The following is a 21,692-nucleotide window of genomic DNA, read 5'->3' on the forward strand; positions in this document are numbered from 1 at the left end:
CCATCTCCTCACCGCTGCCGCCAGAACGCCTGCCGCTCGGCATCCTCGAAACGGCGGCGTCGGGACGTCGCCACGACGTGCAGAACAATCCCGATGACCATCAGGACCGTCCCGACAGCCGCCATCGCGAACCCGACCGCCCCTACCGGCACCCCGGCCACCTTCGGCCCGAGCAGTTCCGGGGAAGAGTCGAAGTTCGAACTCCCCGACGAGATGTCGTCGTCGGCGCCGGAAATGAATCGAATGATCACCCAGCCGTAGATCCCGGCCCCGACCAGGAAGAGCAGGAAGCCGAGCAGGATCAGGTGTCGTGCCCTGGTACGGGTCGCGGCGATCTCCTTGAAGAAGCTCTCGCGTTGCGCCTGCTGAACGTAGTTGTACTGGTCCCCGGCGATGTTGCTCAGCCGGTCGGCCTGCTGTCCTCCGATGTCGAACCGCCGCTCGCCGCCGGGCGGCGTACGGTGGGCCTCGCGCGGTGCCGGGCGGCCCGGCGGGCCGGGGGGTGGCGGCCCTGCGGTGGGAGCGCCGTGAGGCGTGGGCCCGGGCGCATGGGCGGGGCCCCATCCCGGCATGGTGTCCTCGGTACCGCCCGGGGTGCCGCTGACTCCCGGCTTCGGGGTCTGAACGGTCCGGTCGGCGGAGCGCCGCTCTTCGTAATGCACCTCCAGGGGCCCGAAATCCAGCACGTCGCCCGAGTGCAGCACCTGCTGCCCGAGCACCGGGTGCCCGTTCACCATGGTGCCGTTGGTGGAGGCGAGATCCTCGACCGTGGTCCGGCCCGAGGCCCGCCACACCACCGCGTGCCGTCGGCTGACACCCGGATCGCCCACCTGGATCTGGCAGTCGGAGTCCCGCCCGACCAGCATCGGCTGGTTGTCGATGACGAAGACCCGGCCGCGCATCCGGTCCGGTCGGTCGACCACGAGTTGCGGCAAGCTGCGCCCTCGCTGAGGCTGGTCCATGGCACGACCTCCTGCCGTGGCGAAGCACCCGGCGGCGGACGAAATGATTTGGCCGCCTGTACCGGTGATCCTCTCCTTCCAGTAAAGGCCGGTCGGCCCCGTCCTGCCACAGAAACCGGACGGCCGGATCTCGGCATCACGTTCGGCCGCCGTCCCCTCGGCCCGCAGCCCTCCGGGTTGTCTCCGCGAGGGCGTGCAGGGGCAGACTGTCTGGTGCGGTCATCGTGCTGATCTCCTTCGAGACTTCGACACTCGCGGAGACCAGCCCGTCGGGGTCGCCGCGGCAAGTCCGGATCTGCTGCGGGCGATGGTCAAGACGTTCGCCGACGCGCTCATGTCCGCCGAGGCCGACGCCTTCTGCAATGCCGAATACGGGCAGGTCAGCGACGCACGCATCAACCACCGCCTACCTGCTCGGCGTCAGCACCCGTCGGGTGGAGAACATCGCCGAGTCCGTCCGCGAGGGCGGCTGCATCATCAACATCCACGCGCTGATCGCGGTCGGCGTCAACGCTGACGGGCACCGTGAAATCCTCGGACTCGACTTCGCCACCGCCGAGGACGGCACTGGCTGGCTCGCCTTCCTGCGCTCCCTGATTGCCTGCGGCATGTCCGGTGTCCAGCTGGTCATCTCCGACTCACACACCGGCCTGGTGAACGCGCTCGGCGCGACCTTGCCGGACGCCTCGTGGCAGAGATGCCGCACCCACTACGCCCGAAATTTACTGAGCCAGGTCCCCAAGTCCGCCCAGCCCTGGGTCGCGACCCTGCTGAGGACGGTCTTCGAACAACCCGACACCGACGCGGTCCACGCCCAGATGACGCACGTGATGGACGCCCTGGAGGCCAAGTTCCCCAAGGCCGCAGCCCACTTGGACGCGGCCAGGGCGGACTTGTTGGCTTTCACCGCTTTCCCCCGCGAGATCCGGCGGCAGATTGGTCGAACAACCCGCAGCAACGGCTGAACAAGGAGATCCGTCGCCGCACCGACGTCGTCGGGATCTTCCCCGACCGCACCGCCGTGATCCGCCTGGGCGGCGCCGTCCTGGCCGAGCAGAACGACGAACGGACCGAAGTCCGCCACTACATGGGCCGCGAACTTCTCGCCATGGCCCGTCTCCACCCGATCGATGGAGAAAGCGACGATCTCACCCTGCCGAGTGAACTCACTGCATAGCCTGAAATTGGATCACCGAGTGGCCGTCAATACACCACTCCCGCGGACGTGACTCCGGGTCTCCCCGGTCGGGCAGCAGACGGAGTCGTCGGGCTTCGCATAGTGCACGCTCGCCGTCACTGGGGTGACGCGCGCTGTTTCTCCTGACTCCCCTGCAGCAGAGCTGAGAACCGCGAGCGGCCCGCCGTACCAGCGTTCCTGGTACGGCGGGCCGTTCCCTGTTCGGGTGGCCGGCCCTGGGTCGGCCTCACCCAAGGAGAACCCGGAAGGGGTTCAGACCCCGTCAGTGGGGGTCATCCGGTGGCGAGGGTGGTCCACTTCTGGTTGGAGCCGCCGTTGCAGTCCCACAGCACGAGCTGTGTGCCGTTCGTCGCGGAGGCGCCCGGAACGTCGAGGCAGCGGCCGGAGGCGGGGTTGCGGTAGCCGCCGTTGTGGGGCTGCCAAACCTGGTTGGCGCCGCCGTGGCAGGCCCAGATCTGCACCTTGGTGCCGTTGGCGGTGCTCCCGCCGGCGGCGTCGAGGCATTTGCCCATGGAGCGCAGGGTGCCGTCGGTGTAGGCGGACCAGTACTGGTTGGCACTGTCGCCGCAGCTCCACGTCTGGACAGCGGTCCCGTCGGCGGTGCCGGCACCGTTGACGTCCATGCACTTGCCGGCGATGCCGGACTGCACGCGTGCGGGGGCAGGGGCGGGGTTCCTCAGCCACCCTGCGCTGTCTGCAGCCTGCACGCCGCGGTGGAAGGCATCGGCCATCTTCTGGTAGCCCGCGTCGTTGGGATGCAGCGCATCGGCCAGGTCGGCCGTGGTCAGGCCGCTCATGTCGACGTAGGCGACGCGCTTGCCTGCGGACTGTGCGTCCCTCACGATCTGCGGGATCGCCTGGTTGTACGCGCCCCGGTACTGCTCCTCCGAGCCGCTGGTGGACACGACCAGGGAGGCCACCAGGACGGTCGCGTCGGGGGCGGCGACGGTGATCTGGTCGACCAGCGACCTCAGCCGGGCGGTGGCGGTGGAGACCTGGTAGCTCTCGTTGAGGTCGTTGGTGCCGATGTGCAGCGTCACGACGTTGGGCCGGTAGCGGGTCAGCGAGGCGTCGGTGAGTGCGGCGACCTGGTGGATCTTGTATCCGGAGTGGCCTTCGTTGTCGGGGTCGGACATCGGGCCGCTCCGTCCCGTGCCTACGAAGTCCAGCGGATGTCCGTCCGCCGCAAGCCTGTTCCACAACGGCTCGCGGTAGCCGTTGCCGGTGCTGCTGCCCACGCCCCAGGTGATCGAGTCACCCAACGGCATGACCCGCAAAGGGGTGTCGGAGGCGGCGGAGGCAGGGGCCACACCCGCCGCCGTCATCCCGAGCACGGCGGCGACAAGCGTGACCAGGGGAAAGATCCAGGGCTTTCTCATACAGGCGTCCTCTTCTGCGAGTGATGGTGAATCAGCGGGTGGGGGGATCGCCGTTGGTGCCAGCCACTCGGCACCTGTTCTGCCACCGATCCGGGCCGGACGACTCCGCCCTCACTGAGCGTCCCGGCGGCTCACACCGCGAGGATCGGCCAGTCCTGGTTGGAGCCGCCGGTGGAGGGCCACTGGGTGACCTTGGCACCGTCCGCGGGGGGGCATCCTTGACGTCGGCGCACCAGCCGTTGCGGACGTCGACGAACTGGTAGTAGCCATTGATCGAAGGCACCAGCCTCCACGACTGGTTGTCGCCACCGTCGTCGGTTCTCTGGTTGAGTCCGTCGCCCTGGCCGGAACCGCCCGGGCTCTACTGGTTCGCTCCACGGCCACTGGATGACCGCACCGCCGTCGGCGGTCGAGGCGCCATTGACGTCCATCACCTTGCCGCTCTCGCGGGTTCACCAGCCGGACGGTCCCGACGTCCGCGCTGAAGGGACGGTCGTAGCTGACTGTCCTCCGTGAGCAGCGTGCCCGAGCGCGGGGGCGAAGCGGCTGCGGCAACCGTCATAGCGGCCACGCCCGGGCAGCACGACGCGGCGACTGATCGGTCGGCCAACGTTCCTCCCCTGACTCTTCCCAGAACAACACGGACGGTGTGAGCTTCTGGTTCGGAGCAACGTGTGGAGGGCCGTCGCGGTGGTGGACCGCATACCAAGGCATACGCGGGTGCATCGGATGCATGAGGGGCTTTACAAGTGGGTGCGTGACAGCGGGTGAGGCGACGCGCCTGGCCGGTGGCATGATCCGGCTGTGGCGATCATGGTCAATCGGGCGGTACTGGCGCATCGATTGTTCACGGGGATCTCTCGACGTCATCTCGCCCGCAGAGGACCCGAGTACCGTCCCGGTCACCGTGGGCCTTGCAGGCCGCAGCCCACCACGCGTCGTGGACGGGAGCGAACTTCCCTGCGACTTTGGCCTGTTCGAGGGCGGTCGCCCCGGGCAGGGCGCCGGGCTTGCGCACCAGGGCTTCCAGGTAGTGGTCCAGAACCAGCCGTTCTCCGCCTTTGGCGATCAGCCGTTCGTGCCGGGCGATCTCCGTGCTGCCGTCGTAGACGACCAGATCGTTGGCGTGCAGCACGGCCCGCAGAGCAATGCTCATGACTTGTGGATCGGCCTCGGGTTGGACGCGAAGGGCGTACCTTCCCGAGTGATCGATTTCTGGTCATCGGGTAGGCCGACGTTGCACCGTCGGCCGGGAAGGCACGCCCGTGCTGAGCGAAGTGAATGCCGATGGAACAACGGAAACCGGCTTCCTGATCGATGACATCGTCCGTGAGGGCGCGCGGCGCACGCTCGCCGCCGCCCTGGAGGCCGAAGTCAACGCCTACATAGCCGAGTTGGCCGACCAGCGTGATGAGACCGGGCGTCGCCTGGTCGTGCCGTAATAGCTGTCACCAGCCGAGGAAGGTCACGACCGCGGCCGGGGTGATCGAGGTGAAGGCCCCGCGCATGAACGACAAGCGCGTCGATGAGGCCACGGGCGAGCGCAAGCGGTTCTCTTCGGCGATTCTGCCGCCCTGGTGCCGCAAGTCCCCGAAGATCACCGAGGTGTTGCCACTGCTCTGTCTCCACGGCCTGTCTTCCGGCGACTTCGTGCCCGCGCTGGAGCAGTTCCTCGGCTCGGCGGCCGGGCTGTCGCCAGCGACGGTCACCCGGCTCACCCAACAGTGGCAGCAAGATCACGCCGCTCGGCGAGCGTGATCTGTCCGCCAGCGACTACGTCTACGTGTGGGCCGACGGCATCCACCTGCGCATACGCCTGCGGGAGGCGAAGTCGTGCGTGCTGGTGCTGATGGGCGTGCGCGCGGACGGCACGAAAGAGCTGATCGCCATGAGCGACGGCTACCGTGAATCAGCCGAATCCTGGGCCGACCTGCTGCGCGACTGTCAGCGGCGCGGGATGCGGGCTCCGGAGCTCGCAGTTGGCGACGGGGCACTCGGCTTGTGGAAGGCCCTGGCCGAGGTGTTCCCCGAGACCCGGCACCAGAGGTGCTGGGTTCACAAGATCGCCAAAGTTGCGAACGCCCTGCCGAAATCCGCGCAGCCCGGCGCGAAGAAGGCCCTCCAAGACATCTACAACGCCGAAGACCGCGACCACGCGCTCAAAGCCGTCGCGGCGTTCGAGAAGATCTACGGCGCGAAGTTCCCCAAGGTCGTCAAGAAGATCACCGACGACGTGGACGAAATGCTGGCATTCTATGATTTCCCCGCCGAGCACTGGATCCACTTGCGCACCACGAATCCGATCGAGTCGCCCTTCGCCACCGTCCGCCTGCGCACCAAGGTCACCAAAGGCGCCGGCAGCGCGGCGGCCGCACTGGCGATGGTCTTCAAGCTCGTCGAGTCCGCCCAGGTCCGCTGGCGCGCGGTGAATGCACCCCACCTCGTCGCCCTCGTCCGCGCCGGAGCCCGCTTCGAACGCGGCCGGCTCGTTGAACGGCCACAGACGACCGCGGCATGAATAGGGTGGCGGACCTGCCTCGAAGTTCGAGATCATCCGCTCATGCCGGATGACGCGCCAGGACAGGACCTTCCGTTCGGCTTCAGGTTCCGGCCGTATCGCGGCGACGAAGACCACGGCCCCATGGCCGCAGTGCGGCTGGGGTGTGCCGAACGGGACCGGGTCGATGCCCATTCGGTTGTGGAAGGGCTCCCGACAGCGGCCGAGATCGCCGAAGCCTCTGCCAAGCTGGAGGAGCCGTCCAAGAACCAGATCCTGGTGGTGCGCGACGGGAGCGTCGTCGGCTACTCGACGATCCGGTGGTGGCAAGAGCGGGACGATACGTGGCTGTACCTGCACCGCGGCTACCTCTTGCCCGAGCATCGCCGCCAGGGCATCGGCTCAGCCATGCTGAGCTGGGCTGAAGAGCGGATCCGCCAGCTCGTCAAACAGCATGGAACGGCGCGAACGGCAGTGATCGGCGCGAATGCCATGGCCTCCGAGGAGGACGCCACGGGGCTGCTGCTCGCAGCCGGCTACCGACGCGTCTTCCGCCTCGTCGAGCTGGAGCTGGGCGATCTGCAGCAGTTGCCCGAGCGGGGCAGCGAGCTGCCGGCAGGGATACGGACGGGGCCGATCGGAACAAGCCACTACCGTGCAGCCTGGAGGACGGTCGTCGATTCGTACGCGGACACCGGTTTCACTCAGAAATGGCCTTTCCAGGACTTCGTCGACACCGCCGACCCGGCATGCTGGAGGGGTGCATGGAACGGGCAGGACATGGTCGGCGTCGCCCTCTGCTCCATCCGCCGTCACGACCACACCGTGGGCGAGGTCGAAGAGTTGAGTGTCCGGACGGACCAGCAACGCCTCGGAATCGGCCGGGCCCTGCTGTTGGACGGGCTGCGCAGCCTTCGCGAGCAGGGTGCAACGACCGCCCGGCTGTTCACGGGCACGGCAAATCCGCACCGGTCCCACGATCTTTACGAGAGTGTGGGGTTCCGGCGGCAGAACGAGTACGTCCGTTACCGCAAGCCGCTTGCTTGACCGACCGGTCATTGGGCTGTCCGGTCAATCCACAGGATTTGACAATGCCTCCTTCCCCAGTGACGGCCGGTGCGAGAACGACAGCGGCGGGGCCGCCCGGAGTTACCGGGTGCGCTACACGCTCGCCACGAAGCTGGAGAACGAGCTCGTCGAGGCTGCCGACGAGAAACAGCTGAACAAGACGATCGCCCGCTAGGGCCGCGCGTCGACCCGCGCTGACGACATGACACGGGTCGGCGACGGAACGGCTCGACTTGTTCCAGATGGAGCTCCATCAGCCAGCAGGGCCCGACCCGGCTCGGCGGTCATGCCGGGCGCAGGGGCTCGAGCAGAGTGAGCGCCGAATGAGCCGGTTTTCCCTCCGCCGGGGGCATGGCGCTGAGGCTGCGCAGTCGTTCGTTGCGCTGCTCCAGGGCCTGGGCGGTGGTGGGGAAGAGGGTGGCGCCGCCCTGGCTGACCAGCCCCTGGTTCGCGGTCACGAACTGCCGGGTGTCGCGTTCGTAGGCGGCGAAGCCCGCGCCGTGACCCCGGTCCGCGAGGCAGCCGGCGAGCATGTACGCGCCGACGAGCGCGAGGCTGGTGCCCTGTCCGGTGAGGAACGAGGGCGCGTACGCGGCGTCGCCGACCAGCGCGACCCTGCCGCTGGACCAGCGGGGCATGCGGATCTGGCTGACCCCGTCGAAGAACAGGTCCTCCGCCTCGCGCAGGGCGGCCAGCATGCCCGGGACCTCCCATCCCGCGTCGGCGAAGACCTTGGCGACCAGGTCGCGTTGGGCCTGCGGGCCCCGGAACGCGTCCATGGGCGGCTCCGGCCGGGCGAAGTTCAGGAAGGCGTGCACCTCGTCGTCGTCCCCCACGGCGTAGAGTGCCGCGGCCCTGCCCGGGGCGTTCCACATCACGGTCTCGTGGGAGAGCCCGAAGGTGTTGCGCATGGTGAACACAGCGAAGCAGTAGCCGAGGTAGCGGTGGAACTGCTCTTCGGGGCCGAACAGCATCTCCCGGGTGCGCGAGTGCATGCCGTCCGCACCGAACACCATGTCGAACGTACGGCTGCCGCCCCCGTGGAAGGTGACGTCGACCCCGTGGTCGCTCTGGTCGAGGGTGTCGATGGAGTCGTTGAACAGGAACTCCACGTCGTCACGGACCGCCGTGTACAGCGCTTCCGTCAGATCCCCGCGCCGTACCTCCAGGTCCCGTCCCGCGACGCCGCCGGTGACGGCATGCGGGTGAAGGGAGGTCACCTCGCTGCCGTCCGAATCGAGGAAGGTCAGCCGCCGCAGGTCGATGTGCGCGTCCCGCAGCCGCGGCAGGATCCCCATCCTCCGAACGACTTCCAGTGCGGTGCCGCGCACGTCGATGGGATAGCCGCCCCCACGCAGGGTGGGCGCCTTCTCCACGACCGTGACCGCGTATCCGTAGCGGTTCAGCCAGAACGCGAGGGCGGGCCCCGCGATGCTGGCCCCGGATATCAGGACCCTGCGCCTCGGCGTGCTACGGACATCCGTCGGCTGATCGGTGAGGGTCATTCCTTGACTCCTTTGGGCATGGTGCGAGTGACGAACAGGGCCAGCGACGTGACGACGCCGGCTATGACGAAGCCGGTGACGTAGGCCGATTCGGCCGAGACCTCCGACCCGGAAGGGGTTGCGGCGGTGAGGAGCGCACCACCGAGCTGCCCGCCCACGGCGTAGCCGAGTACGCGGCTCACCAGGATCAGGCTGGTGGCGATGCCGGTGTCCTTGGCATCGACGGCCGTGGCGGTGCTGGTCATCATCGCCGTGACGCACAGGCCGTTGGCCAGCGCGATCAGCGCCTTGCCGACGACGACGTGCCAGACCTCGGTGTGCACGGACGCCAGGACGACCAGGGAGACGGCCATCATGACGACCCCGGTGTTGACCACGGCACGCGAGCCGAAACGCCGGTCCCCGATACCGCCGAGCGGCCCGGCCAGCGTCGCGGCGACGGCGCCGGGCAGCAGGAAGAAGCCGATCTCGGTGGCGCTGGCGCTGAATCCGTACCCGTCGCCGCGCTCGTCGAGCAGCTGCGGAACGAGATAGGCCGCCATCGAGGTGCCGAGGCAGATCACGAATGTCAGCGCACACGCCTTCCAGATCGCGGGCCGTGCCAGCATGTGCAGATCGATCATCGGAGAGGCCGCACGCCGTTCGACGGACACCCAACCGGTGACGAAGACGGCCAGAATCACGACGAGGGCGCCGAGCACGAGTGGTTGCGAGGCCGCTTCGGGCGCCAGCGCGAGTACGAGCATGAGCGTGACCAGTATCCCGCTCAGGAGCAGCAGGCCGGGCCAGTCGATGTCGGCGTCGTCCGACCCGCCCGGCTGGTCGGACGGCATGAGCCTGTTCACGAGCAGGGTGGCCCCGATGACCGCGATCGTGGGCAGCGCGAACATCCAGTGCCGGGAGAGCTCTTCCGCCACCGGCCCGGCCGACAGCATGCCGACCATCCCTCCCCCGACGAAGAGTCCGCTGACCACCCCGATGGCAACCTTCGACTCTCCCGGGGGCAGGTTCTTGCGCACGACGATGAACGACAGGGGAAGCGCGCCCACCATCGCCCCTTGCAGCACCTGCCCGAGCAGCAGCACGGGCAGGTTCGGGGCCAGGGCGGACACCGTGCCGCCGACCGCGACGACCGCCATCAGCCGGATCAGGACCCGTTTCCCGCCGTAGCGGTCGCCGAACTTGCCTGCCAACGGCGTGATGAGTGCCCCGGTGATGAGGAGCACGATGCTGAGCAGCGCCCCTTCGGACTGGCTCATGTCCAGTTCGCGTTCCAGGAGCGGGATCGTCGGTGACACCACCGACTCCAGAGCTCCGGTGGACAGTGCCAGTAACCCGAGGGCTCCGACAGCGGCCTTCCCGATGGGGACCGGGGGAGCCAGGGTTGTGGTCATGAGTGTCCTTTCCGTCATTGCCCGGGTGAGGAAGGGGGCAGAGGGGGGGCGCGCACGGCATGTGGCGCTGCCGCCCCGCGGCTCGTGCCGGACGCGGGCAAGGGTCGCCGCGGCACGGTGTGCGCTGCTCCGCGGCCCGAGAGACGGGAGCCGATACGGGGTGGGAGCCGGGTACGGGGGCCGATGCGATGCCGGCTGCCGCCCCGGATGGGCTAGGACCAGCGGCGCAGCATGGCCCGGGCCGGCAGCGTGACCGCCAGCAGGGCCAGGCCACCGACGGCGACCGCGAAGCATCCGTACACCAGCGGGGGCACGTACGGCATGTCACCGGTCACGCCGCTCATCATCGGGATCAGCGTGGCCGCGGCGATCGCGGAGCCGAGGACCACGCCCACCACAGCGACCAGCAGGCCCTCCCAGCGGAGCATCGTCATCACCTGACGCCGGGTGGAGCCGACGAGGCGCAGCATGCCCAGCTCGCGGCGGCGGTCCAGGACCGTCATCACCAGGGTGTTGACCGCGGCGACGGCGGCGAACCCACCGAGGACCGCGGCCATGGTGTTGTTCATCCAGGCGCCCAGCTTCGCGTCGCGGTTCTGCTCGGTGGCGTAGCCGGAGGCGTCGGTGACCTCGCCCAGGGCGGTGAGCGACTTCTCCGAGCCGCCCCGTACCAGGAGCGTGCTGTCGAAGCCCGAGGTGACGTGCCCGGCCAGGGACGCCCGGTCCATGGTCACCGTGGCCAGGCCGAGGCCGCGGCCGTAGACCGCGACGATCTCGGGGCTGACCTCCGTCCCGTCGGGGAGGTAGAGCGGGAGCCGGTCGCCGACACCGGCGTCCGCCGAGGTCGCCAGGGTCTTGTCGATGGCGATACGCCCCTCGCCGAGCCGGTCGAGGCTGCCGTCGCGTACGTCCAGGTCCTGCACCTTCGCCAGCTCGGCGCCAGAGCCGGTGACGCCCTGGGTGGCCGCGCCCTGGAGCGACTTGAACTCGCCGGAGCCGGTCGGCACCAGCACCTGCGTGTTCAGCAGCCCGACGGCCGCCTCCACGCCCGGCGCGCGGGCGGCGCGTGCCGCCGCGTCCACCGGGAGCCCGGCCGGGTCCGTCACCACGTGGTCCGCGGTGATGCCCGCGCGCAGCTGCTTGTCGGCGGCGTGGGTCTCGCTCGTGTGCATGAACACGAGGGTCGAGGAGAAGGCCACGGCGAGCACGATCGGGGTGATCGCGGAGGCGAGGCGGCGGGCGTTGGTACGGGAGTTGGCGGCCGCGAGCTCGGCGGACGGGCCCGCGCCGCGCAGCGGGAGGCCGAACAGGCCGGCGCACAGCCGTGCCACCAGCGGGCCGAGCAGCCCGACGGCGAGCATGAAGAGCATGACGACGCCGAGGGCGGCGCCGGCCGCGTCGTCCCCGGCGGAGCGGGCGGACACGCCGGTGAGGATCGCGCCTCCGACGAGGGCGCCGACGCCGAGGAGGGTACGGACCAGACCGGGCCGCAGCCGCTCCACCGACGCGTCCGACAGCGCCTGTCCGGGCTTGATCTTCGCGGGCCGGCGCCCGGCCATCCAGCCTGCGGCGAGCGCGGTGAGCAGCCCCATGACGACGGCGGCGAGCAGCGGAAGCCCGGAGACGTGCAGGTCCACGGCGCGCGGGATGGCGCCCCGGTCCTGGAGCTGCCCGAACCACCAGTGGGCGAGCCCGATGCCGGGCAGGCAGCCGATGATCCCGGCGAGCGGCGCGACGAGCAGTGCTTCGGAGGCGACCGCGCGGCGGACCTGCCGCGGGGTGGCGCCGACGGCGCGCAGCAGGGCGAACTCGCGGGCCCGCTGACCAACCGAGAGCGCGACGGTTCCGGCGGCCGTGAAGACCGCGACGATGGCGGCGATGCCGCCGAAGGAGCCGCCGATTCCGAAGAGCGTCACCTTGGCGTACCCGAGGCCCGGGTCCTCGACGGCACCGCGGTCGTCGCCGGTGTGGACCTGGACGCCGGAGCCGGCCAGGGCCTGCTTCACGGCGCCGGCGAGGGCGTCGGCGTCGGTGCCGTCCTCCGCCGGCACGACGACGGCGTCGGCCTTGCCGGGATGCCCGGCGAGCATGGGGGCCTGGGTGTCGGCGAACCACGTCAGGGCACCCGCGTCGCCGGAGTCGCGGGCGGTCTCCGCGGGGCCGGCCTCGGCGACGCCGGCGACGCGGAAGTCCTGCCGGCCGGCGGCGGTCTCCAGTACGACGGTGTCGCCGACCGCGGCGTGGGCGGCGCGGGCCGTTCCCGCGTCGAGGACGACTTCCCCCTCGCGGGGTGCGGAGCCGGTGGTCAGCGAGGTGCCGGTGAACGTGTGCGAGCCCCATCCGTGCGCGGTGAGCACACCGCCCGGAACAGTCAGTGCACGGGCGCCGGCGTCCGTCGCGCGCACCGGGAAGGTGAAGTCCGCGACGGCGGTGGCCGCACCCGGCGCCCCGGCGGCCTTCGCCGCCAGCCCGGCGTCCATCCGTGCCGTGTCCGGCAGGGGCGTCGCCTCCTTCTCACGGTCCTCGCCGTTGCCGGTGACGACGTACTTGTTCTGGTCCGCCGCCGCGACGACCAGCGCGTTCGCGTACCGTTCCGGCGGCACGGAGGCGCGCAGGCTGGTCTCGAGCAGGATTCCGCAGGCCGAGACGATCAGTGCGGACATCAGCAGCGCGAGGAAGGTCCCCGCGAAGGACGCGGGTTTGAAGCGCACGGCCTCACGGGCGAGTCCGTTGGGGCGTGTCATGCCGCCACCCCCGCCATCGCACCGGAGTGGGAGGCGCGCGAGGTGAGCACGGCCATCCGTGCCGCGATCTGCTCCGCCGAACCGCGCTCGAGGTGGTCGGCGAAGGCGCCGTCGGCGAGGAACAGCACACGGTCGGCCCAGGCGGCCGCGGCCGGGTCGTGGGTGACCATGACAACGGTGGCGCCCAGAGCGTCCACCGCGTTGCGCAGCAGGCCGAGGACCTCGGCGGCGGTGCCGGTGTCGAGGGAGCCGGTGGGTTCGTCCGCGAAGATCACGTCGGGGCTGGTGACCAGGGCGCGGGCGACGGCCACGCGTTGCTGCTGACCGCCGGAGAGCTCTCCGGGCCGGCGCTTCACCTTGTCGGCGAGTCCGACCTGGGCGAGCACCGCCTGCGCCTGGCGCCGGTCCTGGCGCTGCCCGGCCAGGCGCATGGGCAGCAGCACGTTCTGCTCCACGGTCAGCGACGGCAGCAGGTTGAACGCCTGGAAGACGAAGCCGAGGCGGCTGCGGCGCAGCTCGGTGAGCTCGTTCTCGCTCATGCCGGTGATCTCCGTGCCGCCGAGGCGCACGGATCCCGCCGTCGGCCGGTCGAGCCCGGCGGCGCACTGCAGGAAGGTGGACTTGCCGGACCCGGACGGGCCCATGACCGCGGTGAACGTGCCGCGCGGCAGGGCGAGGTCGATGCCCGCGAGGGCGTGCACCGTGCCCGCCCCGCGGCCGTACTGCCGCCGGACGTCGCGCAGTTCGACGGCGAGACCGGGCGTGGCGGCCGGGACCTCGGGCCCGTTGTCCGCCTTCTGCCGCTTGCCCCTGCGTAGCCTCATGTCCCGTCTCCCTCTCACGTGCACTTTCTGTGACGGGTGAAGAGTGCGGGGACGGCCTTGCGCCGGGCGTCATACCGGGGAGCCAATGTGGGGGTGCTACCGCGGTAGGGGGTGGAGGAGGGGCGGGGGCGGTCCTACCCGCCTGGAGCGACCAGCCCCGACTCGTAGGCGAAGACCACCGCCTGGGCGCGGTCGCGCAGGTCTAGCTTGGTCAGGACGCGGCTGACGTGCGTCTTCACCGTCTGCTCAGCCAGCACCAGCGTCTGCGCGATCTCCCCGTTCGACTGCCCGCGCGCCACCAGCATGAGGACCTCGGTCTCGCGTTCCGTCAGGCCATTGAGCCGCAGCGCGGGCTTGCCCCGGACGGCGGGACGCTGCTTGGCGAAGTCCGCGATGAGGCGGCGCGTCACGGAAGGGGCGAGCAGCGCGTCGCCCGAGGCCACGACGCGGACCGCCGCGATGAGGTCGGCCGGCGGCGCATCCTTGAGGAGGAAGCCGCTCGCGCCCGCCCGGAGCGCCTCGTAGACGTAGTCGTCGACGTCGAAGGTGGTGAGCATCAGGACGCGCGGCCGGTGTGTCACACCGGGTGCCGGCTCCAGGAGGCGGCGTGCGGCCTCCAGCCCGTCCATCTCGGGCATCCGCACGTCCATCAGCACGACGTCCGGGTGGGTACGCCGGCTCAGCTCGACGCCCTGCGCGCCGTCGGGGGCCTCGCCCACCACGTCGATGTCGCTCTGGGCGGCCAGCAGGGCGGCGAAGCCGGCCCGCACCATGGCCTGGTCGTCGACGACGATGACGCGCGTTGTCACGTGAAGTCCTTTTCAGTCAAGGAAGTTCAGGGGAAGTTGGGCGGCGACCCGGAAGCCGCCGTCCGGCAGCGGCCCCGTGTCCAGGCTGCCGCCGACGAGCCGCACCCGCTCGCGCATGCCGACGAGGCCGTGCCCGGTGCCGCCCACCTCGAGCGGCCCGTCGGGCGGCTGGGGCGGCGGTCCGTTGACGACCAGGACGGTGAGCCGCGCACCGTCCTGCGGATCGGACTCCGTCACCGACAGCGACACCTGCGTGCGGGCACCCGGCGCGTGTCGCACGACGTTCGAGAGAGCCTCCTGGACGATCCGGTACGCGGACAGGCCGACCGCCTCGGGCACCTCGACGTCGCAGGGGGTGAACTCCACCGGCCCGCGGGCCCTCGCCGTCGCTTCCACCAGCTGCCCGATCTGCGCCAGGCCCGGCTGGGGCACGAGCTCGCCGTGCGCCTCCTCGTTGCGCAGCACGCCGAGGAGCCGTCGCATTTCGCCGAGCGACTCGCGCGCGGTCGCCGCGATGGACGTGAACTCCTCCCGCGCGTCCGGCGGCAGCCTGTCGAGGCGGTACTCCGCGGTGTCCGCCTGCACCGTGATGACGGACATGTGGTGTGCCACCACGTCGTGCAGCTCGCGGGCGATCCGGGCGCGCTCCTCCAGCAGCGTCCGCCGGCCACGTTCGGCCTCGCTGATCGTCTCCTGCTCGACCAGCCTGCGCCGCGCCTCGGACCGCTCGCGCAGCGCACCGCCCAGCAGGAGCGCGACGCCCCCGAGGATGGTGAACAGCAGGCCCATGGCGCCGAAGCCATGGGGCGCGACGAACCCCAGGGCCACGTTCGCGGCGGCCGTGGCCAGCCACACCAGCAGCAGTGTCCGGCGCCGCTCGCGCAGCCCCAGGGCGAGGCAGAGGCCGACGTACCCGACGATCTCCATGGGCGGGAACGGCCACAGCAGCCGCTCCTGGAAGTCGACGGTGAGCAGGGCGAGCGCCCCGGCGACGTCCGCGACGAAGACCACGTACCAGGCCTGCAGCGGCCGTACGACGGCGAGCAGCAGCGGCGCGGCCTGCGCGACGGCCAACCCGCCGGCGACGCCTCCGGTCAGGCCGTAGTCGGCGGTGAGGACCACGATGGTCGTGGGCAGCAGGGCGACGCACAGCACGAACGCCACGGCCCACGGCAGCAGCCGCACCCATCGCCGCGAAGCCCCCGCGAGCAGTGCGCGCGGGCGTTCCTCCTCCACTGAGGTCATGCGCACCAGCCTATGTGCACCGCGACGGCGTCCGGAGTGGCGCAAGGCGTCGGCTCCTCATATGTCGGCACGCAGCGGTTCTCCCACATGTGCCGCAGGGATTGACGGTAGGAGTCGACGAGGTCGGTCTCCGCGTAGGGGATGCCGAGGTCGCGGCAGCGGGCCTTCACCATGGACTGGGCGAGCCTCAGGTGCGGGCGGGGCATGCTGGGGAACAGGTGGTTCTCGATCTGGTAGTTGAGGCCCCCGAGGAACCAGTCGGTGAGGAAGCTGCCCCTGACGTTGCGGGACGTGAGGACCTGGAGCCGCAGGTGTCCCCACTTCTCGCCGTCGAGGTCGGGCATGTCCATCCCCTTGTGGTTGGGCGCGAAGGCCATGCCCAGGTGCAGCCCGAACAGGGCCTGGTGGAGCGCCGCGAAGACGAGTGCGTGCGTGAGCGGCATGGTCGTCAGGAGGAGGGTGACGTACCCGGCGACGTGGGCGACGAGGAGCGTGCCCTCCATGCCCGATACGGCGGTTGCTGGCGCGGTTGCCGCTGATCTGGGCATGGCCCGCGTCGTGGCCGATGAACGCCGTGCGGGCACACCGAACGGCGAGCACAGAGGCCAGCGCGACGACCCACCAACCGCCGATGGGCGCCGTGCCGGTGACGATGGCGGCAAGCGCGTTGGTCGCGATGGTGCGCGTACCAGCCGGGGCGCCGGTCGAGCAGCCCCTGTCCCTTGACGTCACGCAGCAGCGGCGTGAACTCGCTGCCCGCGTCCGGTGGGGCTTGTCGCGCGGTGGCGTTCTCGGGGTGCGGCGGAGGCGAGCTTCGCCGTGTGCTGCCGGCACGCGTGGTCACTACGGCGGTGGTCGGCAACGTCCCGAAGCGGCGCATCCATTCGTCTCCCTCTGTCTCGTCCGTGGGAAGACGAGAAGGTAGAGACGCGGTGGGCGCCGGGGCGTCACGCCAGGGAGCCAGGACGCGGTGATACCCGGGTAGGGGGTGGGCCAGGTCCGGTCACTGCGCGGCACGGGCCGCACCGCCCCCGGTGGGTCCTCCGCGAGCAAGGACTTTCCGAAACGACCGCCCTCCCCTACGCCACGATCTCCCCCGCGGCCGCGACGGGCCCCGGCGCCCTGCTCTCCCGCTGCTCGAACTGTGTCCGGTACAGCTCGGTGTAGCGGCCGTCGGCCGCCAGGAGCTCGTCGTGGGTGCCGCGGGCTACGATCCGGCCGCTCTCGATCACCAGGATCAGGTCGGCCGCGCGGATGGTGGACAGGCGGTGGGCGATGACGAGGGCGGTGCGGTCGACCAGGCCCTCGGCCTCAGTCAGGGCCTCCTGAACGGCGGGCTCCGAGGTGTTGTCGAGGTGGGCGGTGGCCTCGTCGAGGATGACCACGCGCTGGCGGGCCAGCAGCAGCCGGGCATGGTCATGCGCTGGCGCTCGCCGCCGGAGAGGCGGTAGCCGCGTTCGCACGACCACCCCGTCTCCAGGCCGTCCGGCAGGGACCGTACGAGGGTGTCGCCTGCCGCGCAGGGCGAACCAGCCGCCGAGGCCGTAGACCAGCGCGAGGGCGAGGGACGCGAGGAGGCTGCCCCGATCACCCCCAACCGGCCCCGCACACACGACCGAAGGCGCTGCCGAGGTCGGGCGCAGCCGCCCCTTCCTGCTGGGGGCCGTCTTCAGGTGCGATCAAGCCCGGGGTGGGGTGTAGGTCCGAACAGGACTGTGATGTGACGCATGCGCAACTTACCGACGGTGAGTGGGAGTTCATCGGGCCGTTCCTGCCTGTCGGCAGATTCGGCCCGTACCCCGGGCGACTGCGTGAGCAGTTCGAGGGGGTGATCTGACGGTTCCGCACGGGCAGCCAGTGGCGGGAGATGCCTGAACGGTTCGGCGCCTGGCAGACGGTCTACAACCGCTTCATGCGGTGGCGGGACGCCGGCGTCTTCCAGGCCCTGCCGGAAGAGGCGATCGCCGAGGCCGATCGCCGGGACCTGGGCGGAGCAGTCCGCGCTCCCGGGCGACAAGAAGCGGTGGAAGTACAGCAAGGGAGAAGTCGCCCAGAACATGACCCTGGCGCAGAAGAACTCCGACTCGTGCGTCATCGGCGGGGCCCTCCAAAGGCCCCGTCTACACCGTGAAGTCCACGGCTACGTCTACACGAAGGGCATGATCGCGGGCTCGGAATGCGCCTCTGTCTCCGGCGACGGCGACGGCAGCGAGTCCTGGGATGGTAAGTGCAAGGTACTCTTCACCGACCGTCTTCCTGGTGGAGAAGGCGCTTCCCGGAGAGGTGAAGAAGTGGTGACCACGGCACGGCACGCACGCGTGCTAGGCGGTGTCGCCGCCCTCCTCGCGGGTCTGTCCGGCTGTGTCGACTCGTCAATCTGCGCCGGGGTCGATGTGGTGTCCCAGGTCGGCGTTTACGTGGTGCAAGACGGCCACAGCCATCTCACGGGCGCCACCTACGAGTTGTGCACTCGCGGCGAGTGCGCCAAGGGCCAGTTGAGGCAGAAGGGCATCGCCAATGTGTCCGTCAGGCTGCCGGACGACGTCGACCCCGACACCGCCCCGGTCCGCCTCCGTGTCACCCGCGCGGGTGCGGCCAAGCCCTTCATCGACGAGTCCGTGGACGTGAAGCTCGCCCACCAGTCCGATGGCTGCGGCGGCGGTGGTTACTCGAAGGGGCTGGCGTACACCAAGGAGGATGGTCTGCTGCCGAACGCCACGAAGGAGATCTGGAAGGCCTGGCTCCAGCAGCGCAATGCCGAGGCCACTGCGGATCCCAGCCCCACGGCATCCTCCTGATCCTCGGCAACCCCGTGCCGGGCCCCTCCACAGAGGGGCCCGGCACGGGGTTGTGTTCGGTGGCTGGTGTCCCATCAGGCAACAGTCGCCCTTTGGCCGTCGGCCTGCAGCGATCGTCGGTACACCCAGGTGGCATCGCGACACCGATGAACACCAAGATGCCGCCTCGAACACCTCCCGCTCGGCAGCCCGCAGCCCGCAGCCGCAACTGCCACCGCACCCGCCCCACCCGCCCCGCGTCAAAGCCAGCAACTCCCCCAGCCGAAAACGATGTTGTCCCACCCACCGGTCCGTCGCCCCCGGCGACCTCCCCCACCCTCCCACCCTGACCAGTAACGACCCCACACCACCGAACCCGGCCTTCCAGGTAGCGGGTCATCCTGTGGATGGCAATCGGTGGGCCGATGAGCTCCCGGAGGGTCAACCTGCGGGCGGATGCAGCCCGAGTGGGGCGCGTGACAGCGTTCCGATCGTGCTCATGGACCGCCCGGTTGGGCTTCGTGACGCGTCCGAGGAGCAGGATCACCCTGGGAGGGGCCGTGACCAGCATGCCATTCACACGCCGAGACGGAATGACACGCCGCCGCATGCTGGGAGGCGTGCTCGTTGCGGGGCTCGCCGCGCCGCTCGCCTCCGCGGCTCCCGCCTGGGCCGGCCCGGGCCCGTCCGACCAGGAGAGCGATCCGGCCCCGCCCGGCCTGGCCCCGGCGCAGCTCACACTGCCGGAGCCCACCGGCCCGTACCGGGTGGGCACGGCCGAGTTGCACCTCGTCGACACCTCTCGCCCCGATCCCGAAGCCGGCCCCGGCCAGTACCGGCAGCTGATGGCCGGCGTCTGGTATCCCGCCCGTCGCGACGCCGATCGGTACCCGCGCGTGCCGTGGATGCCCGCAGGCGCGTTGCGGGCGTTGCTCGCCTCCGCGGGCTTCCCGCCCGACGCTGCTCAGGCCCCGCTGACGGCCGGCCACAAGGGCGCGCCGGCGCACCGCACGGGACGGGGCCTGCCGGTGGTCGTGTACTCGCACGGCGCAGGCAGCCACCGCTCCGACCACACCGTCATCGTGCAGGAACTCGCCAGCCACGGCTACGTCGTGGTGACGGTGGACCACGTCAACGACGCTTACAGCCAGCTGCCCGACGGCCGGGTCGTGACCCCGATCAGGGACGGACAGCACAGGTTGTACGCAGTGGACTACGCCACGGACGTCCGGTTCGTTCTCGACTGCGTCGAGCAGCTCGCCGCCGGCCACAACCCCGACGCCGGGCACCGCCCGCTGCCGACCGGGTTGTGCGAGGCCCTCGATGTGTCGCGCATCGGCATGTTCGGCTGGTCGAAGGGCGGCACGGCCACCGCCTGCGTCATGCTCGCGGACCGGCGCGTACGGGCCGGGCTGAGCCTGGACGGACCGATGCAGCCCGGGCCGACGCAGCCCACGGTCACCACCGAACTGGACCGGCCGTTCATGATGATGACCGCCGACTTCACCCGCGCTGATGACCCCAACGTAGCTGTGTTCTGGTCCCACCTGAAGGACTGGCGACTCAGCCTCCAGGCCGACGGCGCGACGCATCAGTCGTACGGCGACACCCAGGTGCTCATGCCCCAGTTGGCGAGGCTGGTCGGCATGAGCGACGAAGACCTGCGGGGCTGGATCGGCACCCTTTCCCCGGCCAGGGCCGTGAAGATCCAGCAGGCCTACCCCCGCGCCTTCTTCGACCAGCACCTGCGCCACAACCAAGGCCACCTGCTCGACGGCCCGTCGCGGACCTTCCCCGAGGTGCGCTACCTGCCGTAGTGGCGCGCACGGACCGGCGGGACCAGCAGGACACTGGGCTCCCACCTGAGGGCGAGGCCGGTGGGGCGGCCGCGCTGGAGACCGGCGGGTCCGTCATCCGGTGCGCGAGGGAGTCCGTGTCGGAGCCACCGGCATCTCTACCCCCTGCCAGCCCGGAGGCCGACCGTCATCGCTCACAGGGGTGCCGACACGGCCGGCCAACCGCTCGGCGGGGGACGTGGAACCGGGTGGGGCTGTCAGGCCTGTTCGCCGAAGCCTTCGAGGAGGAGCTCGGCGGTCTTCTCCGCGCCGTCGGTGCGGATGGTGGTCGCCAGCTCCCTTGCCGCGGCGGTGGTCCGAGGCGCCAAGGCCGTTGCCAGAGCGGCCGACAGGGACTCCACGGTCGGGGCCGGGCCGTCGTGGGCCGCGCCGATGCCCAGGGTGGCCACCCGGCCTGCCCAGTACGGCTGGTCCACGAGTTGGGGAACCACCACCTGGGGCACACCCGCCCTCGCCGCCGTCGTGGTCGTGCCGGCGCCTCCGTGGTGGACGACGGCGGCCACGCGCGGGAACAGCGCCTGGTGGTTCGTCTCCCCCACGGCCAGGCAGTCGTCCTGCTCGTCGATCAGCGCCAGGTCGGCCCAGCCCCGGGAGACGAGCACCCGGCGGCCCTGGGCGCGTACCGCCTCGATGGCCACCCGGGCGGCGTCGGACGAACCCTGCATGGCCATGCTGCCGAACCCCACGTACACCGGTGCTTCGCCGGCATGGAGGAAGGTCTCGACGTCGGCGGGGAGGGGGCGTTCGTCCGGCTGGACCCAGACGCCGGTCTGTACGACGTCGAGATCCGCCGGCTCCTGCCACGGTCCGAGCACCGGGTCCGCGGCCAGCAAAGGCCGACCGGTGATCGCGTAATCGCGGACACTGTCCAGGGGCGGCAGCCCCACCTCCTTCCTGAAGGCAGCGAGTCCGGGGCCGTAGACCGCGTTCTGGCCCTCGACGTCCAGGTCCCACAGCGTCCGGTTGTCGGTGACGCCCTCGGGGAGGGGACGGCCGGGCAGCGCGTACGGCGGGTGGTGCGGCGACGGCAGCATGCCGGGGAAGTAGGACACGTACGCGAACCGCAGTCCCAGCTTCTCGGCCGCCGTCCTGGCCCCGGCCACGGCCGGGAACAGACCGGTCGCGACCACCGTGTCCGCCCCACCGGCGGCCTTGGTCACCGCCTCGTACTGCGCGGTGGCCAGCGTCGTCACCCGCTCGGTCATGGAGGGCGCGGCCGTGGACCTCGCTCCCGCCGCCAGCGCGCGGATCGACAGACGGACCGGCACCATCTCCACCCCGACGCCGGCCAACCGCTCGGCGAACTCCTCGTCCTCGGGCGCACACACCCGCACCTCGGCTCCGATTCCCCGCAGCGCGATCGCCAGCGCCGCCATCGGCTCGACGTCCCCGCGTGATCCGTAGGACGACAACACCACTCGCATGTGACGGTTC

General features: G+C 70.6%; 15 protein-coding genes and 6 pseudogenes. 8 read left to right on the forward strand and 13 right to left on the reverse strand.

Annotated features, from left to right (window positions below; translation table 11 throughout):
• Positions 1–8 precede the first annotated feature (8 nt).
• Complete coding sequence (locus ACZ9QC_RS00130; RefSeq protein WP_472918149.1) at positions 9–962, reverse strand: FHA domain-containing protein; 954 nt, start codon at positions 960–962, stop codon at positions 9–11.
• 362 nt (positions 963–1,324) lie between these two features.
• Between ACZ9QC_RS00130 and ACZ9QC_RS00135 the strand changes: the two are divergent.
• Together ACZ9QC_RS00135 and ACZ9QC_RS00140 are read left to right on the forward strand one after the other, a co-directional pair.
• Positions 1,325–1,968, forward strand: a pseudogene (locus ACZ9QC_RS00135) (IS256 family transposase); the annotation flags it as partial.
• Between the two features lie 15 nt (positions 1,969–1,983).
• Positions 1,984–2,139, forward strand: a complete 156-nt coding sequence (locus ACZ9QC_RS00140) for a hypothetical protein (protein WP_472921972.1) — start codon at positions 1,984–1,986, stop codon at positions 2,137–2,139.
• A gap of 293 nt (positions 2,140–2,432) precedes the next feature.
• Here the strand turns inward: ACZ9QC_RS00140 and ACZ9QC_RS00145 are convergent, their stop codons facing one another.
• From ACZ9QC_RS00145 to ACZ9QC_RS00155, 3 genes and pseudogenes are all read right to left on the reverse strand, one after another.
• Positions 2,433–3,539, reverse strand: coding sequence for a ricin-type beta-trefoil lectin domain protein (locus ACZ9QC_RS00145; RefSeq protein ID WP_472918150.1), 1,107 nt, complete (start codon positions 3,537–3,539; stop codon positions 2,433–2,435).
• 31 nt (positions 3,540–3,570) lie between these two features.
• Positions 3,571–3,834: pseudogene (locus tag ACZ9QC_RS00150) on the reverse strand (RICIN domain-containing protein); the annotation flags it as partial.
• A 552-nt stretch (positions 3,835–4,386) separates the two neighbouring features.
• Positions 4,387–4,695, reverse strand: a complete 309-nt coding sequence (locus ACZ9QC_RS00155; protein ID WP_472918151.1) for a hypothetical protein — start codon at positions 4,693–4,695, stop codon at positions 4,387–4,389.
• Between the two features lie 109 nt (positions 4,696–4,804).
• Between ACZ9QC_RS00155 and ACZ9QC_RS00160 the strand changes: the two are divergent.
• From ACZ9QC_RS00160 to ACZ9QC_RS00170, 3 genes and pseudogenes are all read left to right on the forward strand, one after another.
• A pseudogene (locus tag ACZ9QC_RS00160) lies at positions 4,805–6,057 on the forward strand (IS256 family transposase).
• A 42-nt stretch (positions 6,058–6,099) separates the two neighbouring features.
• A complete protein-coding gene (locus tag ACZ9QC_RS00165; RefSeq protein ID WP_472918152.1) occupies positions 6,100–7,083 on the forward strand; it encodes a GNAT family N-acetyltransferase in 984 nt (327 codons plus the stop codon).
• Between the two features lie 91 nt (positions 7,084–7,174).
• A pseudogene (locus ACZ9QC_RS00170) lies at positions 7,175–7,276 on the forward strand (IS21-like element helper ATPase IstB); the annotation flags it as partial.
• A gap of 112 nt (positions 7,277–7,388) precedes the next feature.
• Here ACZ9QC_RS00170 and ACZ9QC_RS00175 read toward each other — a convergent pair.
• The 8 genes and pseudogenes from ACZ9QC_RS00175 to ACZ9QC_RS00210 all read right to left on the reverse strand — a co-directional run.
• The gene (locus ACZ9QC_RS00175; RefSeq protein ID WP_472918153.1) at positions 7,389–8,609 is read right to left on the reverse strand and encodes an FAD-dependent monooxygenase; all 1,221 of its coding nucleotides are present in this window, start codon (positions 8,607–8,609) and stop codon (positions 7,389–7,391) included.
• On the reverse strand, positions 8,606–10,003 hold the full coding sequence (locus tag ACZ9QC_RS00180; RefSeq protein WP_472918154.1) for an MFS transporter: 1,398 nt from the start codon (positions 10,001–10,003) through the stop codon (positions 8,606–8,608). The genes ACZ9QC_RS00175 and ACZ9QC_RS00180 overlap by 4 nt, the downstream gene beginning before the upstream one ends.
• 212 nt (positions 10,004–10,215) lie before the next feature.
• Positions 10,216–12,747 (reverse strand): FtsX-like permease family protein, encoded by a 2,532-nt coding sequence (locus ACZ9QC_RS00185; protein ID WP_472918155.1) that lies wholly within the window; start codon positions 12,745–12,747, stop codon positions 10,216–10,218.
• Positions 12,744–13,571 carry an ABC transporter ATP-binding protein gene (locus ACZ9QC_RS00190; RefSeq protein WP_472918156.1) on the reverse strand — a complete coding sequence of 276 codons (828 nt, stop codon included), beginning with the start codon at positions 13,569–13,571 and terminating at the stop codon, positions 12,744–12,746. Before ACZ9QC_RS00190 ends, ACZ9QC_RS00185 begins: the two co-directional genes overlap by 4 nt.
• A 134-nt stretch (positions 13,572–13,705) precedes the next feature.
• Positions 13,706–14,380 (reverse strand): response regulator, encoded by a 675-nt coding sequence (locus ACZ9QC_RS00195; protein WP_472918157.1) that lies wholly within the window; start codon positions 14,378–14,380, stop codon positions 13,706–13,708.
• 12 nt (positions 14,381–14,392) lie between these two features.
• On the reverse strand, positions 14,393–15,625 hold the full coding sequence (locus ACZ9QC_RS00200; protein WP_472918158.1) for a sensor histidine kinase: 1,233 nt from the start codon (positions 15,623–15,625) through the stop codon (positions 14,393–14,395).
• Positions 15,622–16,505, reverse strand: a pseudogene (locus ACZ9QC_RS00205) (fatty acid desaturase family protein). Before ACZ9QC_RS00205 ends, ACZ9QC_RS00200 begins: the two are co-directional and overlap by 4 nt.
• A 199-nt stretch (positions 16,506–16,704) precedes the next feature.
• Positions 16,705–17,135, reverse strand: a pseudogene (locus tag ACZ9QC_RS00210) (ATP-binding cassette domain-containing protein); the annotation flags it as partial.
• A gap of 357 nt (positions 17,136–17,492) precedes the next feature.
• Between ACZ9QC_RS00210 and ACZ9QC_RS00215 the strand changes: the two are divergent.
• The 3 genes from ACZ9QC_RS00215 (at position 17,493) to ACZ9QC_RS00225 (ending at position 20,219) form a co-directional block, all read left to right on the forward strand.
• Entirely contained in the window at positions 17,493–17,756 is a 264-nt protein-coding gene (locus tag ACZ9QC_RS00215; protein ID WP_472918159.1) for a transposase, read from the forward strand.
• 163 nt (positions 17,757–17,919) lie between these two features.
• The gene (locus tag ACZ9QC_RS00220; protein ID WP_472918160.1) at positions 17,920–18,423 is read left to right on the forward strand and encodes a hypothetical protein; all 504 of its coding nucleotides are present in this window, start codon (positions 17,920–17,922) and stop codon (positions 18,421–18,423) included.
• 599 nt (positions 18,424–19,022) lie between these two features.
• A complete protein-coding gene (locus ACZ9QC_RS00225) occupies positions 19,023–20,219 on the forward strand; it encodes an alpha/beta hydrolase family protein (protein WP_472918161.1) in 1,197 nt (398 codons plus the stop codon).
• Between the two features lie 236 nt (positions 20,220–20,455).
• Here the strand turns inward: ACZ9QC_RS00225 and ACZ9QC_RS00230 are convergent, their stop codons facing one another.
• A complete protein-coding gene (locus tag ACZ9QC_RS00230) occupies positions 20,456–21,682 on the reverse strand; it encodes a glycosyltransferase (protein WP_472918162.1) in 1,227 nt (408 codons plus the stop codon).
• Positions 21,683–21,692: the final 10 nt, after the last annotated feature.

The organism is Streptomyces sp. HUAS MS02 (assembly GCF_055702265.1).

Excerpts from the sequence above, each read along its gene's own strand:
- ACZ9QC_RS00130 (WP_472918149.1), bottom strand. The coding sequence starts at position 962 with ATGGACCAGCCTCAGCGAGGGCGCAGCTTGCCGCAACTCGTGGTCGAC.
- ACZ9QC_RS00145 (WP_472918150.1), bottom strand. The coding sequence starts at position 3,539 with ATGAGAAAGCCCTGGATCTTTCCCCTGGTCACGCTTGTCGCCGCCGTG.
- ACZ9QC_RS00155 (WP_472918151.1), bottom strand. The coding sequence starts at position 4,695 with ATGAGCATTGCTCTGCGGGCCGTGCTGCACGCCAACGATCTGGTCGTC.
- ACZ9QC_RS00165 (WP_472918152.1), top strand. The coding sequence starts at position 6,100 with ATGCCGGATGACGCGCCAGGACAGGACCTTCCGTTCGGCTTCAGGTTC.
- ACZ9QC_RS00175 (WP_472918153.1), bottom strand. The coding sequence starts at position 8,609 with ATGACCCTCACCGATCAGCCGACGGATGTCCGTAGCACGCCGAGGCGC.
- ACZ9QC_RS00180 (WP_472918154.1), bottom strand. The coding sequence starts at position 10,003 with ATGACCACAACCCTGGCTCCCCCGGTCCCCATCGGGAAGGCCGCTGTC.
- ACZ9QC_RS00185 (WP_472918155.1), bottom strand. The coding sequence starts at position 12,747 with ATGACACGCCCCAACGGACTCGCCCGTGAGGCCGTGCGCTTCAAACCC.
- ACZ9QC_RS00190 (WP_472918156.1), bottom strand. The coding sequence starts at position 13,571 with ATGAGGCTACGCAGGGGCAAGCGGCAGAAGGCGGACAACGGGCCCGAG.
- ACZ9QC_RS00200 (WP_472918158.1), bottom strand. The coding sequence starts at position 15,625 with ATGACCTCAGTGGAGGAGGAACGCCCGCGCGCACTGCTCGCGGGGGCT.
- ACZ9QC_RS00215 (WP_472918159.1), top strand. The coding sequence starts at position 17,493 with ATGCCTGAACGGTTCGGCGCCTGGCAGACGGTCTACAACCGCTTCATG.
- ACZ9QC_RS00230 (WP_472918162.1), bottom strand. The coding sequence starts at position 21,682 with ATGCGAGTGGTGTTGTCGTCCTACGGATCACGCGGGGACGTCGAGCCG.